18 protein-coding genes and 1 pseudogene are annotated in these 16,297 nt (G+C 65.7%); 15 read left to right on the forward strand and 4 right to left on the reverse strand.

Features of this window, described 5'->3' with window-relative positions; translation table 11 throughout:
* The first annotated feature begins 1 nt into the window (after window position 1).
* The 3 genes from ACOI2T_RS04640 to ACOI2T_RS04650 are packed head-to-tail and all read left to right on the forward strand — an operon-like array spanning window position 2 to window position 2,698.
* Complete coding sequence (locus ACOI2T_RS04640; protein WP_409503973.1) at window positions 2-1,207, forward strand: cytochrome P450; 1,206 nt, start codon at window positions 2-4, stop codon at window positions 1,205-1,207.
* Complete coding sequence (locus ACOI2T_RS04645) at window positions 1,204-2,118, forward strand: tellurite resistance/C4-dicarboxylate transporter family protein (protein ID WP_409503891.1); 915 nt, start codon at window positions 1,204-1,206, stop codon at window positions 2,116-2,118. The genes ACOI2T_RS04640 and ACOI2T_RS04645 overlap by 4 nt, the downstream gene beginning before the upstream one ends.
* Entirely contained in the window at window positions 2,099-2,698 is a 600-nt protein-coding gene (locus tag ACOI2T_RS04650; protein ID WP_409503890.1) for a DUF1707 SHOCT-like domain-containing protein, read from the forward strand. Before ACOI2T_RS04645 ends, ACOI2T_RS04650 begins: the two co-directional genes overlap by 20 nt.
* Here the strand turns inward: ACOI2T_RS04650 and ACOI2T_RS04655 are convergent.
* Together ACOI2T_RS04655 and ACOI2T_RS04660 are read right to left on the reverse strand one after the other, a co-directional pair.
* Complete coding sequence (locus tag ACOI2T_RS04655) at window positions 2,643-3,542, reverse strand: DUF559 domain-containing protein (protein ID WP_409503889.1); 900 nt, start codon at window positions 3,540-3,542, stop codon at window positions 2,643-2,645. The genes ACOI2T_RS04650 and ACOI2T_RS04655 overlap by 56 nt on opposite strands.
* A gap of 92 nt (window positions 3,543-3,634) precedes the next feature.
* Window positions 3,635-4,258, reverse strand: coding sequence for a hypothetical protein (locus ACOI2T_RS04660; RefSeq protein ID WP_067846587.1), 624 nt, complete (start codon window positions 4,256-4,258; stop codon window positions 3,635-3,637).
* Between the two features lie 30 nt (window positions 4,259-4,288).
* Between ACOI2T_RS04660 and ACOI2T_RS04665 the strand changes: the two genes are divergently transcribed.
* Window positions 4,289-5,176: a phosphoribosylaminoimidazolesuccinocarboxamide synthase gene (locus ACOI2T_RS04665; protein ID WP_067846585.1), complete on the forward strand. Its 888-nt coding sequence runs from the start codon at window positions 4,289-4,291 to the stop codon at window positions 5,174-5,176.
* Window positions 5,173-7,317, forward strand: coding sequence for a S9 family peptidase (locus ACOI2T_RS04670; RefSeq protein WP_409503888.1), 2,145 nt, complete (start codon window positions 5,173-5,175; stop codon window positions 7,315-7,317). The genes ACOI2T_RS04665 and ACOI2T_RS04670 overlap by 4 nt, the downstream gene beginning before the upstream one ends.
* On the opposite strand, the gene ACOI2T_RS04675 is transcribed toward ACOI2T_RS04670, so the two are convergent.
* Window positions 7,243-7,692, reverse strand: coding sequence for a DoxX family protein (locus ACOI2T_RS04675; RefSeq protein WP_085142809.1), 450 nt, complete (start codon window positions 7,690-7,692; stop codon window positions 7,243-7,245). The genes ACOI2T_RS04670 and ACOI2T_RS04675 overlap by 75 nt on opposite strands.
* Before the next feature lie 83 nt (window positions 7,693-7,775).
* Between ACOI2T_RS04675 and ACOI2T_RS04680 the strand changes: the two genes are divergently transcribed.
* The 4 genes and pseudogenes from ACOI2T_RS04680 to ACOI2T_RS04695 all read left to right on the forward strand — a co-directional run bounded on the left by ACOI2T_RS04680 (window position 7,776) and on the right by ACOI2T_RS04695 (window position 11,276).
* A complete protein-coding gene (locus tag ACOI2T_RS04680) occupies window positions 7,776-8,321 on the forward strand; it encodes a TetR/AcrR family transcriptional regulator (RefSeq protein ID WP_409503887.1) in 546 nt (181 codons plus the stop codon).
* A 19-nt stretch (window positions 8,322-8,340) separates the two neighbouring features.
* Window positions 8,341-8,844: a glutathione peroxidase gene (locus tag ACOI2T_RS04685; protein WP_409503886.1), complete on the forward strand. Its 504-nt coding sequence runs from the start codon at window positions 8,341-8,343 to the stop codon at window positions 8,842-8,844.
* A gap of 63 nt (window positions 8,845-8,907) precedes the next feature.
* Window positions 8,908-9,612 (forward strand): DUF2334 domain-containing protein, encoded by a 705-nt coding sequence (locus ACOI2T_RS04690; protein WP_409503885.1) that lies wholly within the window; start codon window positions 8,908-8,910, stop codon window positions 9,610-9,612.
* Window positions 9,613-9,633: 21 nt separating this feature from the next.
* Window positions 9,634-11,276, forward strand: a pseudogene (locus tag ACOI2T_RS04695) (FAD-binding dehydrogenase).
* Here ACOI2T_RS04695 and ACOI2T_RS04700 read toward each other — a convergent pair.
* Window positions 11,277-11,915, reverse strand: a complete 639-nt coding sequence (locus ACOI2T_RS04700) for an MBL fold metallo-hydrolase (RefSeq protein ID WP_067846570.1) — start codon at window positions 11,913-11,915, stop codon at window positions 11,277-11,279.
* Between the two features lie 49 nt (window positions 11,916-11,964).
* Here ACOI2T_RS04700 and ACOI2T_RS04705 point away from each other — a divergent pair, with 49 nt between their 5' ends.
* The 6 genes from ACOI2T_RS04705 to ACOI2T_RS04730 all read left to right on the forward strand — a co-directional run bounded on the left by ACOI2T_RS04705 (window position 11,965) and on the right by ACOI2T_RS04730 (window position 16,034).
* On the forward strand, window positions 11,965-12,609 hold the full coding sequence (locus ACOI2T_RS04705) for an ATPase (RefSeq protein ID WP_409503884.1): 645 nt from the start codon (window positions 11,965-11,967) through the stop codon (window positions 12,607-12,609).
* A 10-nt stretch (window positions 12,610-12,619) separates the two neighbouring features.
* Entirely contained in the window at window positions 12,620-12,859 is a 240-nt protein-coding gene (gene purS / locus ACOI2T_RS04710) for a phosphoribosylformylglycinamidine synthase subunit PurS (RefSeq protein ID WP_085142811.1), read from the forward strand.
* The gene (gene purQ / locus ACOI2T_RS04715; protein ID WP_409503883.1) at window positions 12,856-13,533 is read left to right on the forward strand and encodes a phosphoribosylformylglycinamidine synthase subunit PurQ; all 678 of its coding nucleotides are present in this window, start codon (window positions 12,856-12,858) and stop codon (window positions 13,531-13,533) included. The genes purS and purQ overlap by 4 nt, the downstream gene beginning before the upstream one ends.
* 114 nt (window positions 13,534-13,647) lie before the next feature.
* Window positions 13,648-13,932: a type VII secretion target gene (locus ACOI2T_RS04720; RefSeq protein WP_421875936.1), complete on the forward strand. Its 285-nt coding sequence runs from the start codon at window positions 13,648-13,650 to the stop codon at window positions 13,930-13,932.
* Window positions 13,933-15,294 (forward strand): WXG100 family type VII secretion target, encoded by a 1,362-nt coding sequence (locus ACOI2T_RS04725; protein WP_409503881.1) that lies wholly within the window; start codon window positions 13,933-13,935, stop codon window positions 15,292-15,294.
* Window positions 15,282-16,034 (forward strand): hypothetical protein, encoded by a 753-nt coding sequence (locus ACOI2T_RS04730; protein WP_409503880.1) that lies wholly within the window; start codon window positions 15,282-15,284, stop codon window positions 16,032-16,034. Before ACOI2T_RS04725 ends, ACOI2T_RS04730 begins: the two co-directional genes overlap by 13 nt.
* Window positions 16,035-16,297 lie beyond the last annotated feature (263 nt).

The raw sequence follows: 16,297 nt of genomic DNA on the forward strand, positions 1-16,297 counted from the left end.
GATGCTTGCCGACCTCACCGATCTGGACAACTTCGCCGACGGTTTTCCGCATGCGTTGTTCGCGGTGCACCGGCAGCAGGCTCCGGTGTATTGGCACGAGCCCACCGAGCACACCCCGGACGGCGAAGGCTTCTGGTCGGTCGCGACGTACGCCGAAACCCTTGCGGTACTGCGGGACCCGGCGACCTACTCGTCGGTGACCGGAGGCTCGAGGCCCTACGGCGGAACGCTGCTGCAAGATCTGGCCATCGCGGGCCAGGTGCTCAACATGATGGACGATCCGCGGCACTCCCAGATCCGCCGCCTCGTCAGCTCCGGTCTGACCCCGCGCATGATCAAACGGGTCGAGGACGATCTGCGGGCCCGCGCGCGTCGTCTGCTGGACGGCGTCGTGCCCGGCGAACCGTTCGACTTCCTGGTCGACGTGGCCGCCGAACTGCCCATGCAGATGATCTGCATACTGCTGGGAGTGCCGGAATCCGAACGGCATTGGCTGTTCCAGGCGATCGAGCCGCAGTTCGACTTCGGCGGTTCGCGGACGGCGTCGGTGGGGCAGATGTCGGCCGAGGAAGCCGGGTCGCGGATGTATGCCTACGGGCAGGAACTCATCGCGGCCAAACGCGCCGAGCCCACCGACGACATGCTGTCGGTGGTCGCCAATGCCACCGACGCGGACATGTCCGACCTGGAGCTGTATCTGTTCTTCAGCCTGCTGTTCAGCGCGGGCGCCGAGACCACCCGCAATTCGGTGGCGGGCGGGCTGTTGGCGTTGATCGAAAACCCGGCACAGCTCGCGTTGTTGCGCGCGGACATGTCGTTGCTGCCGACCGCGATCGAGGAGATGGTGCGCTGGACATCGCCGTCACCGTCCAAGCGGCGCACCGCAACCCGCCCGGTGACCTTGGGCGGCTGCGAGATCGAGGCGGGGCAGAAGGTCCAGATCTGGGAGGGTTCGGCCAACCGGGACGCCCTCGTCTTCGCCGAAGCCGACGTATTCGACATCACGCGAAAACCGAATCCCCACTTGGGTTTCGGCCAGGGTGTGCACTACTGCCTCGGTGCGAACCTCGCCAGGCTCGAGTTGCGGGTGCTGTTCGAGGAGCTGCTGACCAGGTTCGGCACCGCGCGCCTGGTCAAGCCCGTCGAGTGGACCCGCAGTAACCGCCACACCGGCATCCGGCACCTGGTGGTCGAGCTCGGCTTGTGAAACCGGAAGCGTTCGCGGCGGTCATGGCGACCGGCATCGTATCCGTCGCGGCCGCCGATCATGGTCTCGATGCGCTCAGTGTCGCGCTGGCGGTGCTTGCGACAGTCGCTCTGCCGGTGCTCATGTGCTTGGCGGCAAGCCGCTGGCGAACGTGCGATCTGCGTGATCTCGACACGGTGATCGCGCTGTTCACCTATGTGGCGGCCTGCTCGGTGCTGGCCGCGCGATTCGCCGAGCACCGCTGGGCGGTGTGGCTGTTTGGTGCGATGGCGCTGCCGGGTTGGCTGCTGCTCATGCCGATGACCGTGGCGCGGATGCGTCGTCTCGGTGTGGCCGGCTTACGGAACCGGGCGCGGGGCACGTGGGAGCTGGCCAGCGTCGCGACATCGGGGCTGGCGATCGTCGCGGTGGCCACCGGCACCGTGAGCTTGGCATTCGTCTTCTGGGTGCTTGCCCTGTGTGTTTACTGCGTGATGACGGCGCTGATCGCGTGGCGGGCGCTCGGGGACTCAGAGGTACGGCGCGATGTGCCGCCGGATCACTGGATCTTGATGGGCGGCGTCGCGATCGCCACGCTCGCCGGTGAGCGGATCCACGCCGAACTGGCTCCCGGTGCCGTCGCCGACGCGGTGCGGGCCGTCACCGTGTGCACGCTGGCCGTCGCCACGGTTCAGATCGTGCCGCTGGCCCGCACCGGCTGGCGCCGGATGCTGGACTGGCCCGCGGTGTTCCCGCTCGGCATGTACTCGGCGGCCAGCTACGCCGTCGCGGTCGAAACCGGTTGGCACTTACTGGTTGTCGTCTCGCTCGTGTTCTTCTGGGCCGCGTTTCTGGCCTGGTCGCTGGTCGTCGCGGCGCAAACGCGACAGGGTGTTCGCCTAATCTCAGAACATGGACTCAGGCCGAAATGACCATCTCCGAGTCTCAGACGCCGAGCGGGCGAAGGTGGGACAACTCCTCGAGCGGGCGGTTGCCGAAGGCATGCTCACACTCGACGAGTTCAGTGAGCGCTACGACTCCGCGTTGGCAGCACGCACTCGCGGCGAGCTGAGTGCCGTCATCGCCGATCTGCCGATGGCCGTGCCCACGACGCCTCCGATGCCCCAGCGCTCCGGCGGCACGCCTGAGGAACTGCGCGGCTGGATGTCCTCGATCGTGCGGCGTGGCCAGTGGACGGTGGCGCCGTCTCTGCACCTGACCACCCGCATGTGCAGCACCACGCTGGACTTCACCGCTGCGGTACTGCCGGGGCCTGTCGTCGAAATCGTGATCGACGACTACTGCAGTTCGACTGAGTTCATCGTGCCCACCGCGGCGACCGCCGACCTCAACGGGGTCAACGCCATGGCGGGCAGCGCCACGGTCAAGGTACGTACCAGCCCGCCGTCGAATCAGCTGCACCTGATCGTGCGCGGCCGGGTTCGCATGGGTTCGGTCACCGTGCGTCATCCCTTCGGAAGCTGGCTGCGGCGCCTGCACGGGACTGGATAGCGAACGCGATCTCGGCGACGACCCGCTGCGGATACTCGGTCAGGTCCAGCCAGGTGAACCGCAGAACCTGCCAGCCCAGCAGGGCGAGCTCGTTCTGCTTGACGCGGTCACGCTGGAAATCCTCCTGATCACTGTGGAACGCCCAGCCGTCGGTTTCGATCGCGATCTTCAAGCCGGGGAACGCGACGTCGACCACGTAGCGGCCGACACGACGGTTCGCCTTCCAGCCGGTGATCTTCGCCTCGCGCAGAAGTTTGACCAGTAGACGCTCGGCCGCCGACCGGGCGCCGTCGGCCGCCGCGATGAGCAACCGGCGCGCGGCAGGCGAACCATGCCTGCCCTTGTTGCGCAGATGGGCCCGCCACAGCTCCCGCAGCTCGACATGGCGCTGCAGGGCGGAATCCATGAGCTTGGCGCCGCCACCTTTCCTGGCGGCGGCTTCCACGACGGTCAACGGTAGCGACGTCACCCGCAGGCCCCGGCGTTCCACGATGTCGGCGGGCCCGAGATCACGGCGGCGTATCCGGGTGCCGAACCTCGGCCGGTGATTGCTGACTCTCGGCACGGTGACCTCGACCGACTCCGGCGGGTATTTCGTGACGTCGTGCCACCATGCGGCAGCCAGCCCGCTCGCCGTTGCCCTGGGCCCCAACGACCACACCGCGGCCCGGATGCGTGCGGCGTCGGTGAACGGACGGTCATCGGCGAAATACACGCCTGGAGAGCAGCGGAGCCATCGCCCGGACCTAACTCTGCGGTTCACCGCATCTTGGCTCAAGCCCGCCTGCCGCGCCTGCGCCAAGGTGATTACGCCATCGTTGTCACGCAAATAGTCGTCGAGCATGCACGTTTGGACGGTGTGAACCCCTCAAACGGTTCCCACCCCTGCGACTTGCGCACCGCGACCGGCGCTCACCGCCGCTTGCGGTGCACAAATCACTGGATGCGGCGCAGGCTCATGCCGGCTGAGCGGAGTTCGAGGGCGGCCAGGCCGCGGATCGCGGTCGGGTCTTGGCTGCGCCACGCCCCGACCGGGTCGTCGGACACCGCGGTGAGCTTGGCCAGTGGCCGGTTGGCCAGGGCGCGCAGGGCCAGGAGTTGTTCGCCGGCCGCCGTCGACGCCAGGGTGATCGCCGTCCACTTCCGCCGGAAGAAGCGCACCCGCAGATACAGCCACGGCATCGCGACGAAGAGGATCGGCGCCCCGGCGACGGCCAGCGCGAGCACCCACGCGAGCCAGCTCGCAGTGGTGTCGAGATTGTGGCCGGCGCCCGCGATGTCGAGCGCGGCATCGCTGGCGGCCCGCAATGGCTTGCTCAGGGTGTCGCCGACCAGCGGAAAGTCGTCGGTGTTGTCGCCGGCCGAGCTGAGGTTGTCGGCGACTCCGTTGGCGCCCGTCTCGACTTGCCTGCCCACTTCGGCGATGGTCGCGACGGCCGAATACACGGCCATGCCCACCAGCACCCACACCGCGGTCCAGATGATGACCGCCACATCGCTGAACAGCTGGGCCAGCAACCGGCCAGGTCGGGTCGCATAGGGCAGGTACCGCGATCTCATGGCACCGATCCCAACACATAGGCTGGCCCGATGCGCCCTGCTCTGTCCGACTACCAGCATCTGGCCAGCGGCAAAGTCCGCGAGCTGTACCGCATCGACGACCAGCACCTGCTCTTCGTGGCAAGCGACCGTATCTCGGCGTACGACTACATCCTGGATTCCGAGATTCCCGACAAGGGCCGGATCCTGACCGCGATGAGCGTGTTCTTCTTCGACTATCTCGACGTGCCCAATCACCTGGGTGGCCCGCCGGACGATCCCCGCATCCCCGAAGAGGTGTTGGGCCGCGCTCTCGTGGTGCGCCAGCTTGAGATGCTGCCGGTCGAGTGCGTGGCGCGCGGCTACCTGACCGGCTCCGGCCTGATCGACTACGAGAAGTCCGGGTCGGTCTGCGGCATTCCGTTGCCGCCGGGCCTGGGGGAGGCCAGCAAGTTCACCGAACCGCTGTTCACGCCGGCCACCAAGGCTGAGTTGGGTGAGCACGACGAGAACATCTCGTTCGACAAGGTGATCGATCTGGTCGGCCCGGTGTTGGCCAATCAGCTGCGCGAGCGCACTCTGCAGACCTATCTGCAGGGCGCCGACCACGCGCTGACGAAGGGCATCATCATCGCCGACACCAAGTTCGAGTTCGGGGTCGATCAGGACGGCAACGTCGTGCTGGCCGACGAGGTCTTCACACCGGACTCGTCGCGGTACTGGCGCGCGGAGTCTTACCGCCAGGGTGTGGTTCAGGAGAGCTTCGACAAGCAGTTCGTCCGCAACTGGCTGACCAGCCCGGCATCCGGGTGGGACCGACACGGCGGCACCCCGCCACCACCGCTGCCCGACGAGATCGTCACTGCCACACGAGACAGATACATCGAGGCCTACGAACGGATTTCGGGCCTTTCGTTCGCGGATTGGATCGGTGCATGAGCCTGAAACCGCCGGTGGCCAAACGGGCCAACCACCGCCGTGAGCACCACGGTGACGTATTCATCGATCCCTACGAGTGGCTGCGCGACAAGGACGATCCCGAGGTGATCGCGCACCTCGAGGCCGAGAACGCCTATACCGCGGAAGCCACCGCACACCTCGAGCCCTTGCGGCAGAAGATCTTCGACGAGATCAAGGCCCGCACGAAGGAGACCGACCTGTCGGTCCCCATGCGCCGCGAACTCTGGTGGTACTACGCGCGCAGTTTCGAGGGCAAGCAGTACGCGGTTCACTGCCGGTGCCCGGTCACCGATCCCGATGACTGGACGCCGCCTCAGCTCGACGAGCACACCAAGATACCGGGCGAGCAGGTGTTGCTCGACGAGAACGTCGAGGCCGATGGCCACGACTACTTCGCGCTCGGGGCGGCCACCGTCACGTTGGACGGCAGCGTCCTCGCCTACTCGGTCGACACCAAGGGCGACGAGCGATACACGCTGCGGTTCAAGGATTTACGGACCGGCAAGCTCTACGAGGACACGATCACCGGCATCGGCGCGGGCGCCACCTGGGCAGCCGACAACCGCACGCTGTACTACACCACCGTCGACGACGCCTGGCGGCCCGACACGGTGTGGCGCCACCGCCTCGGCTCGGGTCTGCCCGCCGAGCGGGTGTATCACGAGGCCGATGAGCGGTTCTGGATCGGCATCGGCCGCAGCCGGAGCAACAAGTATCTGTTCATCGCGTCGGGCAGCGCCGTCACGACCGAGGTCAGGTATGCCGACGCGACCGATCCGCACGCCGAGTTCACCACGGTGTGGGGGCGCCGTGACCTGGTGGAGTACTCCGTCGAGCACGCCGTGGTGGGCGGTGAGGACCGGTTCCTCATCCTGCACAACGACGGTGCGGAGAACTTCGCGCTCGTGGATGCTCCGGTCAACGACCCCAACGATTTTCGTCCGCTCATCGCGCACCGTGACGATGTGCGCCTCGATGCGGTCGACGCGTTCGACGGGTTCCTGGTGGTCAGCTACCGCAGTGATGCGTTGCCGAAGATCCAGCTCTGGCCGATCAACGCCAATGGCGGCTATGGCCGTGCCGAGGAGCTGACATTCGAGTCCGAGCTCACGGCAGCCGGGCTCGGGGGCAACCCCAACTGGTCGACGCCGAAGCTGCGCATCGCCGCCACGTCGTTCGTCATCCCGGCCCGCGTGTACGACCTCGACGTCGTCACCGGCGAACGGACCTTGCTGCGCGAGCAGCCGGTGCTCGGTGACTACCGGCCGGAAGAATATGTGGAACGCCGGGATTGGGCCATCGCACCCGACGGCGCCCGGGTGCCGATCTCGATCATCCATCGGGCCGGGCTGCAATTCCCGGCGCCGACCCTGCTGTACGGGTACGGCGCCTACGAAGCTTGTGAGGATCCGCGATTCTCCATCGCGCGCCTGTCGCTGCTCGACCGGGGCATGGTGTTCGCGATCGCCCACGTCCGCGGCGGCGGCGAGCTGGGCCGGCCGTGGTACGAACACGGGAAGATGCTGGAGAAGCGGAACACCTTCACCGATTTCATCGCGGTGGCACAGCATCTCATCGCTGGTGACATCACGCGGCCGCAAAACCTCGTGGCGCTCGGTGGAAGTGCGGGCGGGCTGTTGATGGGCGCGGTCGCCAACATGGCTCCGGACCTGTTCGCCGGGATCTTGGCGCAGGTGCCGTTCGTCGACGCGCTCACCACGATCCTGGACCCGTCGCTGCCGTTGACCGTCACCGAATGGGACGAATGGGGAAATCCCTTGGAGGACCCCGAGGTTTACCGGTACATGAAGTCCTACACGCCGTACGAGAACGTCACGGCGCAGGACTATCCGGCGATCCTGGCGATGACATCGCTCAACGACACCAGGGTGTATTACGTCGAACCGGCCAAATGGGTTGCCGCACTCCGCCATATCAAGACCGACGGACATCCGGTGCTGTTGAAGACGGAGATGACGGCCGGCCACGGCGGTATCAGCGGACGCTACGAACGCTGGAAGGAAGCCGCGTTCCAGTACGCCTGGTTACTGGCTGCCGCCGATCCCGACAATTACGGCAGCGGCCAGGTAGACAGCCTCTTCGGCGGTCCGGACACCTAGCCGCGCGGTCATCGACTTCGGCGGGTCGGGCATCCGGGCCGCATAGACGTTGGCCGGGAACATGGCCAGCATCAACAGGAACAGGCACACCGCTGCCGCGACGCGCGTCGGCGGGTACAGCAGGCCGATCGCACCCGCGAGTTCCAGCACGCCGGTGATCGTGACGAGCGCGGCAGGAGCGGGCAATCGCGGCGGCACGATCGCGATCATGTCGCGCCGCAACGGGTTCACGAAGTGCGCGACACCAGTGAGCGCGAACATCGCGGCCAGGCCGACGGCGATCGCCTCGGGCCAGGTGTCGACATAGTCCACGCCCCACAGGCCGAGGCCTCGTGCGGCCAGTGTGCCCAGCATCAACGTCAGGAATACCGCCACCACGCCCTCCGCAACTTGTCAGTGTCTAGATTGACAGTAGCCTCGATCTAGGCATTGTCAAGATGCGGGCTTAGAATGGCCGCATGGGTTATCACCACGGCGATCTCAAGGCCGTGATCCTCGAGCAAGCCGCCGCCTTGGTGGCCGAACGTGGAGCCGACGGCATCTCGCTGCGGGAACTGGCGCGCGCCGCCGGTGTCTCCCACGCTGCGCCGGCACATCACTTCACCGACCGGCGCGGGTTGTTCACCGCACTCGCGGCCGAGGGATTCCGGTTGCTGGCCGAGGCGCTGAACGGGGCCAGGCCGCAGTTCATCGACGCCGCGAAGGCGTATGTGCGCTTCGCCCTTGATCATCCGGGCCACTACGAGGTGATGTTCGACAAGTCGTTGTACGACGACGCCGACGCCGAACTGGTCGAGGCCGCCGCGGCCGCGGGTTTCGAGCTCAACCGCGGCGTCGGAACACTCGCCGATCCGAAGGCCAAGGCCGATCCTGACGCTGCCGCGCTCGCGGCATGGTCGATGGTGCACGGCTTCTCACTGTTGTGGCTCAATGACGCGATCGACACCTCCGGCGACCCGATCGGGACCGTCGAGAAGATGGGGAAAATTCTGTTCGACGGATAGCTCCGGTAGCGTCGAACCCGTGAGCCTCAACGACATTGCGCTGACGACCCTTGACGGTAACGCCACCACGCTGGCCGAGTTGGCGCCCGGCGCCGCGCTCGTGGTGAACGTGGCCTCGAAATGCGGCCTGACGCCGCAGTACACCGCCCTGGAGAAGCTCGCGCAGGAGTACGGCGATCGCGGCCTCACGGTGATCGGCGTGCCGTGCAACCAGTTCATGGGCCAGGAACCCGGCACCGCCGAGGAAATCCAGACGTTCTGCTCGACCACTTACGGCGTCACGTTCCCGCTGCTGGCCAAGACCGACGTCAACGGTCCCGACCGCCATCCGCTGTACGCCGAACTGACCAAAACCGCTGACGGCAGCGGGGAAGCCGGCGACATCCAGTGGAATTTCGAGAAGTTCCTGCTGACGCCCGACGGTACGGTGGCCAACCGATTCCGGCCGCGCACCGAGCCGGATGCCCCCGAGGTCGTCGCGGCCATCGAAGCCGTATTGCCGAACCGAGCGGGCATCGCCTAATGGACACTCTGCGTCAGAGTGTTCGAAACCGTTGCGACATCTGACGTTGCCACACTGGTGTACGTGACCGGACAACTCATCGTCTCGATCTCACAGATCAGTGACCGCACGCTGGACGACGTCGCGTCGTTCTGCGCGGAACTCGACGCCCGTGGTGTGCCGGCCTCCCTGCTGGTTGCGCCGCGGCTCAAGGGCGGTTACCGGCTGGATCGCGACGCACCGACCGTCGAATGGCTCACCGCGCGACGCGTCGGTGGTGATGCCATTGTACTGCACGGATATGACGAAGCCGCCACGAAGAAGCGCCGCGGCGAGTTCGCGAGCCTGCCCGCCCACGAGGCGAACCTGCGGCTCATGGGAGCCGACCGCGTGCTCGAGCACCTCGGCCTGCGCACCAGGCTGTTCGCCGCGCCCGGTTGGAACGCGTCACAAGGTACCGTCGCCGCGTTGCCGCGCAACGGCTTTCGGCTGCTGGCCGAGCTCAACGGCGTCACCGACCTGGTGCGCCGGACCACCGTGCGGGCGCGCGTGCTCGGCATCGGCGAGGGCTTCTTGACCGAGCCGTGGTGGTGCCGGACGCTCGTGCTCTCGGCGGAGCGCACCGCGCGCCGCGAGGGCGTGGTGCGGGTTGCCGTCGCCGCACGGCACCTGCGCAGGCCCGGGCCGCGCCAAGCCATGCTCGACGCGATCGACCTGGCTTTGCTGCACCGCAGCGTCCCCGGGGTCTACCGGTGGCGGCCCTATCCAGTACTGACCGACGCCGCCTGACTCGCGCTACTCTTGCGTCTCATGGCAGACGCCGATGTCATTGTCGTGGGAGCGGGTCTGGCCGGGCTGGTCGCCGCGTGCGAGTTGGTCGAGCGTGGGCACCGCGTGCTCATCGTGGACCAGGAGAACGCGGCCAACCTGGGTGGCCAGGCCTACTGGTCTTTTGGTGGCCTGTTCTTCGTCGACAGCCTGAGCAGCGCAGGCTCGGTATCCGGGACAGCCAGGAACTGGCCCTGCAGGACTGGCTGGGCACGGCGGGCTTCGACCGGCCCGAGGACCACTGGCCGCGGGAGTGGGCACACGCCTACGTCGACTTCGCCGCGGGGGAGAAGCGTAGTTGGCTGCGGGCGCGCGGTTTGCAGACCTTCCCGTTGGTCGGCTGGGCCGAGCGGGGCGGGTACGACGCACTCGGCCACGGCAATTCGGTGCCCCGATTTCACATCACCTGGGGGACGGGCCCGGCGCTCGTCGACATGTTTGCGCGCCGGATCCGCGACAGCGTGCGGGTCCGGTTCGCCCACCGGCACCGCGTCGACGAGCTGATCGTCAACGAAGGCCTGGTGGCCGGGGTGCGAGGCTCGGTGCTGGAACCCACCAGCGCGCCGCGCGGGGTGGCGACATCTCGAAACATCGTCGGTGAGTTCGAGTTTCGCGCGTCGGCGGTGATCGTGGCGAGCGGCGGCATCGGCGGCAATCACGAGCTCGTGCGCAAGAACTGGCCACCTCGGATGGGTCGGGTGCCCGAGCAACTGCTGAGCGGTGTGCCCGCCCACGTCGACGGCCGGATGATCGAGATCTCGCAGAACGCGGGCGCACACGTCATCAACAGCGACCGGATGTGGCACTACACCGAGGGGATCACCAACTACGATCCGATCTGGCCGGCGCATGGCATCCGGATTCTGCCGGGCCCCTCGTCACTGTGGTTGGACGCCAACGGAAATCGGCTCCCGGTGCCGCTGTACCCGGGTTTCGACACCCTCGGCACACTTGAGCACATCTGTCGGACCGGGCAGGACTACACGTGGTTCATCCTCAACGCGCGCATCATCGCCAAGGAGTTCGCGTTGTCCGGCCAGGAGCAGAACCCGGATCTCACGTCCCGCAGCGTGCGGGACGTCCTGTCGCGGATCCGGCCGGGCGCCCCGGCTCCGGTGCAGGCGTTCGTCGACCGCGGCGTCGACTTCGTGAGCGCGAACACGCTACGTGAGTTGGTGTCGGCGATGAACGACGTTCCCGACGTCGTGCCGCTTGACTATGCCGCGGTGGCAGCCGAGGTGACGGCGCGCGACCGCGAGGTCGCCAACAAGTTCACCAAGGACGGCCAGATCACCGCGATCCACGGCGCGCGCAGCTATCTGGGCGACCGGTTCGGACGCGTCGTCGCCCCGCACCGCCTCACCGACCCGAAGGCCGGCCCGCTCATCGCGGTGAAGCTGCACATCCTGACCCGAAAGTCGTTGGGCGGCATGGAAACCGATCTGAGTTCGCGCGTGCTCAAACAGGACGGCACGGCATTCGGCGGGCTGTACGCGGCCGGTGAGGCAGCCGGGTTCGGCGGCGGTGGCGTGCACGGCTACCGGTCGTTGGAAGGCACCTTCCTCGGTGGCTGCATCTTCTCCGGCCGGGCGGCCGGGCGTGGTGCCGCGGCCGACATCGCCTAGCTAGAACTCCGTGCCGTTCTCCGGGTCGAGCACCTGGAAGTCGGTCGAGGTCATCTCCGCGAGGCGGCCGTAGTAGATGCCGCGCGCACCCGGGTCGATGATGCCCTGGTGGATCGGTACGGCGCGCGCCGGTGCCACGGCACGCAGAAAGTCAACGGCCTCAGAGATTTTCATCCACGGGGCGGCCGCCGGCGTGGCCAGCACGTCGACCGGTTCCCCCGGCACGAACAGCGCGTCGCCCGGATGCATCAGCCGGGCCGGATGCTCGTCATCGCCCAACAGATACGAAATGTTGTCTATCACAGGGATTTCCGGGTGGATCACGGCATGTCTGCCGCCAACGCCGCGAACGTTGAGGGAGCCGATCCGGAACTCGTCGCCGACATGGACGGCTTTCCACGGCTCGCCCAGTTGCGCGGCCGTCTGCGGGTCGGCATAAAGCGCGGCCTGTGGGTTGGCGTCGAGCAGCGCGGGCAGCCGGGTGGTGTCGGCGTGATCGGGATGCTGATGGGTGATCAGGATCGCCGACAACCCCGTGATGCCCTCGAATCCGTGCGAGAAGTTGCCCGGGTCGAACAACACCGTGGTGTCCGAAATGCTGGCCAGAAGGCAAGAATGTCCGAAATGCGTCAATTGCATGGCTATATTGTGGCGCTCAGTGGGTGGATTCTTGCGGTTGATTTGGGCGATGTCGCTCGCAGCCCTCGCATGGGCTGCCGCGCCCGGTTTGGCGTGGTCAGAACCCATCGACTGCCCGCCGATGTGCGATCGAATTCCCGCGTCGGCCTGGATCGCATCGTCCGATGTCCCGCTGAACCGCGAATACCGCTGGCCGGGCCTGGCCGGCCTCGCGGTCACGACCACATCGCCGCGGTTCCGGTTCGAGGAAGACTGCGGATTGCCGCTGCTACCGGGCGACTCCCGCGAGTACGCGGTGACCGCCCGCGCCGTGGTGAGCCAGCCCGAGGGGCAATGGCAGCTGCAGGTTCAGGTGATGCACTGGCGCGGGGAGACCTGGCGGGGCGGTGAGACGGCGATGTCGGCTGTGAGTGTGGCAGCCGGCGCGCTGCGCGCCTGCCAGCTGACAAGACCGGGAAGCTCACCGTCGATCACCACCGACGAGCCGGGCCGGCTGGCCGCGGTGACCACCTTCGGCGGCGAGCGGGTACTGCGCCAGTATTTGCTGGCCGATCCGGACAACAGCACGGTGGTCGAGCTAGCGATGTGGTCGACGACGCCGCCTGCCGTGGCGTGGCCCACAGTGGCCGATAGCCAGGTGCTCGATGCGATGGCCAGGCCACTGTGCAGCGCTTACGTTGGATCGTGCCGGTAGAGTGAGCGCCGTGGCAAAGGTGGTTGTGCACGTCATGCCGAAGGCTGAGATCCTCGACCCGCAGGGTCAGGCCATCGTCGGGGCGCTCGGTCGTCTCGGACATGCCGGTATTTCAGACGTCCGGCAGGGCAAGCGATTCGAGCTCGAGGTCGACGATTCCGTAGCTGACGAAACGTTGGCCGAGATCGCCGAATCCTTGCTGGCCAACACGGTCATCGAGGACTTCTCGGTGAGCCGGGAGGACTCATGACCGCGCGGGTCGGGGTCATCACCTTCCCGGGAACGCTCGACGACGTCGACGCCGTCCGTGCCGTCCGCCTGGCCGGAGCCGAGGCGGTGAACCTGTGGCATGCCGACGCGGATCTGCATGGCGTGGACGCGGTCGTCGTCCCCGGTGGTTTCTCCTACGGTGACTACCTGCGCTGCGGCGCGATCGCGAAGTTCGCCCCGGTGATGGGCTCGGTGATCGAGGCGGCCGGCAAGGGCATGCCGGTCCTCGGCATCTGCAACGGCTTTCAGGTCCTGTGCGAGGCCGGTTTGCTGCCGGGCGCGCTGACCCGCAACGCCGGGCTCCACTTCATCTGCCGCGACGTGTGGCTTCAGGTCGCGTCCAACACCACGGCATGGACCACCCGCTACGACGCCGGTGCCGATCTCCTGGTGCCGCTGAAATCAGGCGAGGGCCGCTACGTCGCGTCCGATGAGGTGCTCGACGAGCTCGAAGGGGAGGACCGCGTGGTCTTCCGCTACCGCGAGAACCTCAACGGGTCGATGCGCGACATCGCAGGCATCTGCTCGGCCAACCGACGCGTCGTCGGACTCATGCCCCACCCCGAACACGCCACCGAGGCGCTGACCGGTCCGTCCGACGACGGACTCGGGTTGTTCTACTCCGCGCTCGACGCGGTGCTGTCCGTTTCCTGACGCCAGACGTCCGCTGTTTTGGTGTGACGACCGCTGTCCTCCGGATGTTAAGTTTCAAATGCTGATTGTGTGCTAGTTCACTCAGCAGGAATTGAAACGTCTTATGGGGGGCAAATGTTAGTCAATCCGCAGCTACTTCGTGGATTTGCCAGCCAGGTCGATGCGGCGGCTGCCGCCATTCGAGAATCCGACGCCGGGATGTCAGCAAAGACGGCGGCAGATGGGCTTCCTGGTTCGACAACGCAGTGGACGGCGCGCGAAGTGGGTGCGCACCTGGATCAGGTGTTGATCGATATTGCCAACGACGTCGCGGCGATCGGTGTGGCGGTTCGAGGTGCCGGTGACCGGTACGAAGTAGACGACGACGCGCTTGCAGACGGGTTCAAGGGATTGTTCTGAATGCTGCCGTCACGGTCACGGCTGACCAGCTGGAACCCGGACTCACTGTCAGCCGCTGCAACATCGATCAGTTCAGCTGGCAAGTCCGTTTACGACGCGGCACGCAATCTCGACGATGGATGTGACCGACTACCCGAGTCGCGTACCTGGTCGGGCAGTGCACACGATGCAGCGACTCAGATGTTTGGTCGGGCTACTGAGAGAGCATCGCGTTTTCTTGATTACACCGATGCTGTCGCAGATGCCCTGACAAGGGGTGGCGCGTCGATTGGCAAAGCCAGAACTGAGCTGTTGCACGAGGCGGCGGAGACAGACAAGGGCGAACTGAATGTCACTGACAGTTGGGTAGTGCTGATTGATCCGGCTGGAATGTCCGCGGAGAAGGCGGCTGATCTCCAAAAACAAGCTGAGCTCGCACAGGGCGAGATCAATAGGCTGCTGACTGCAGTTGGTGAGGCCGACGAGCAGACTGCGCAGGCTCTGCTATCTGCGAGAACCGGTAGTGATACGGGCGCAGCATTCAACGACGTGCAAATCCCTGGGCCACGCGTCATCCCTCCCAGTCCTGAGAACGAGGTGCCTGACCCGTCGACTGATGAGGGACGGAAACTCCAGCAGGTCGTTAGCGCAGAAGATATGGCAACGAGCGTCCGTGAAATTACCGAAGTAGAGGATGAAGACGGCAACTTTATAAAAACCGTGACGATGCTAGACGGGAGTAAGCAAGTCGTCACTGAATTTAGCGGACTGCCGTACGGAAGAAGCTATGTCGAGGGGACTGTCGAAGTGCGTCATTTCGACAAGAATGGAAACCTCGTATCGCAATCTCACTCGACTGAAAGCGAGGACGGGACAAAAACCACAAGGTTTTGGTGGTCGGATGAAACTCAGGTCACCATTACGCAAGGACCTGACGGAACGTGCCGGGGCGGCGTGATAACAGCCGACGGAAGAGAGGGTGTGCTTCCAGAACAATTCTTCACCGACCCCTTACCTACTACCGCCGGAGGATTCCTGTCAGGATTGGAAAAACAGGCTGACCGTGGGATTCCTAGATTGAGCGCTGAAGCGATTGACGACGTCAAGGTCGGTGCGAAGTTCGGCGGACCTGCCGTTGGGTTTTTGACGGCGTTATATAACGTATCTGAACAGCAAACTTTGCATGACGTCTGTGCCGAGGCTGTATCCGGTGTCACTGGTATGGTTGGCGGCTATGCCACCGGGGCTGCGTTCGCAGCGGGCGCGTCGGCGGCTGGCCTTCCTTTTCTGGCGCCCGCCGCTGCGATGGGCGGCGAGATGCTTGGTGGATGGACGTTTGGATATGTCGGGAAAATCGTAGGAAACATTGTGTGTCCGGAATGAAGGTACTCCCGCTGGCGCTCCTATTAGCGCTATTTCTCATCCCTTTGGGTCTTCTGAACGCGGCCTGGGCCGTAATTAGCGTTTCGAATGGAGAATATCTGACCGGCGTGATCGTTCTCGGCTTGGCGGCGTTTTGTTTCGGCTTTATCGTGCCATTCATAAAAATCATTCCAGGCAACGTGGCGCCCCGTGCGGTCAGCGATCGAGATGGGACCGTCATCCGGCCTGATCCTGCTATTGAGCGCCCAATGTTAGCGGCCTTTTCCGGCCTCGTCATAGCGAGCGGGCTGTTCGCGATATTTTTCCCGATCAACCAAATCGATATTCCCGTGCCCTCCGCGATGCGCGTCTATCTTCCCGTCATAGCAGCGGCAATCGCTCTGATCGGCGCACCGATCGTATGGCGAATGCTCGGCCTCGGCGGTGCGTACCGATTGACTCTCAGTCGCGAAGGATTTGATCTCCGCAGTGGGGGCGGCCGACCGCGTACTGGCAGCTGGGCCCACGTAGTCGATGTCACCGACGCTGTTCCCGGCCGGACCGCCGCGGACGATCCCCACACGATCGTGATCGTGATGTCCGATGAAACCGTGATCAAACTCCCTGGCGCATCGTTCACGCCGGGTGGCGATGCCCTGCGCCGTTTCGTTCGCTTCTACTGGGAACATCCAGAAGACCGTGAAGAGCTCGCGGACGGCCGTGCTTTGGAACGACTCGCCGCGGCGTCTAGGAGACCGTAGGAGTGGCAGACCCGTCGCCGACCTTCCTCCGCCGGCCGTCGTGGAGATCCGGTATCGCTACGTTGGCGCTCGCGGCCGTCGTTGCAGGAACTGCCAGCTGCGCGGGCAACACAATCGACGGTCTGCCACAGGCCGGGCCCACCGTTGGGATTCCGGAACAGGCGCTATTGACGTCATCGATGCGACAGCAGCCGGTGCCGGGGTGGACGACGACGGTCGATCAGCTCGGGCTTCCGCCGGGTACGGTCGCACGGCCAGTGGGT

This window comes from Mycolicibacterium wolinskyi str. Jessa 2025, from assembly GCF_049241375.1.
Taxonomy (GTDB): Bacteria; Actinomycetota; Actinomycetes; order Mycobacteriales; family Mycobacteriaceae; genus Mycobacterium; species Mycobacterium wolinskyi.

Coding starts and splice junctions, on each gene's coding strand:
- ACOI2T_RS04640 (WP_409503973.1), top strand. CDS start 2: ATGCTTGCCGACCTCACCGATCTGGACAACTTCGCCGACGGTTTTCCG.
- ACOI2T_RS04650 (WP_409503890.1), top strand. CDS start 2,099: ATGGACTCAGGCCGAAATGACCATCTCCGAGTCTCAGACGCCGAGCGG.
- ACOI2T_RS04655 (WP_409503889.1), bottom strand. CDS start 3,542: ATGCTCGACGACTATTTGCGTGACAACGATGGCGTAATCACCTTGGCG.
- ACOI2T_RS04660 (WP_067846587.1), bottom strand. CDS start 4,258: ATGAGATCGCGGTACCTGCCCTATGCGACCCGACCTGGCCGGTTGCTG.
- ACOI2T_RS04665 (WP_067846585.1), top strand. CDS start 4,289: ATGCGCCCTGCTCTGTCCGACTACCAGCATCTGGCCAGCGGCAAAGTC.
- ACOI2T_RS04670 (WP_409503888.1), top strand. CDS start 5,173: ATGAGCCTGAAACCGCCGGTGGCCAAACGGGCCAACCACCGCCGTGAG.
- ACOI2T_RS04680 (WP_409503887.1), top strand. CDS start 7,776: ATGGGTTATCACCACGGCGATCTCAAGGCCGTGATCCTCGAGCAAGCC.
- ACOI2T_RS04700 (WP_067846570.1), bottom strand. CDS start 11,915: ATGCAATTGACGCATTTCGGACATTCTTGCCTTCTGGCCAGCATTTCG.
- ACOI2T_RS04705 (WP_409503884.1), top strand. CDS start 11,965: ATGTCGCTCGCAGCCCTCGCATGGGCTGCCGCGCCCGGTTTGGCGTGG.
- purQ (WP_409503883.1), top strand. CDS start 12,856: ATGACCGCGCGGGTCGGGGTCATCACCTTCCCGGGAACGCTCGACGAC.
- ACOI2T_RS04720 (WP_421875936.1), top strand. CDS start 13,648: ATGTTAGTCAATCCGCAGCTACTTCGTGGATTTGCCAGCCAGGTCGAT.
- ACOI2T_RS04725 (WP_409503881.1), top strand. CDS start 13,933: ATGCTGCCGTCACGGTCACGGCTGACCAGCTGGAACCCGGACTCACTG.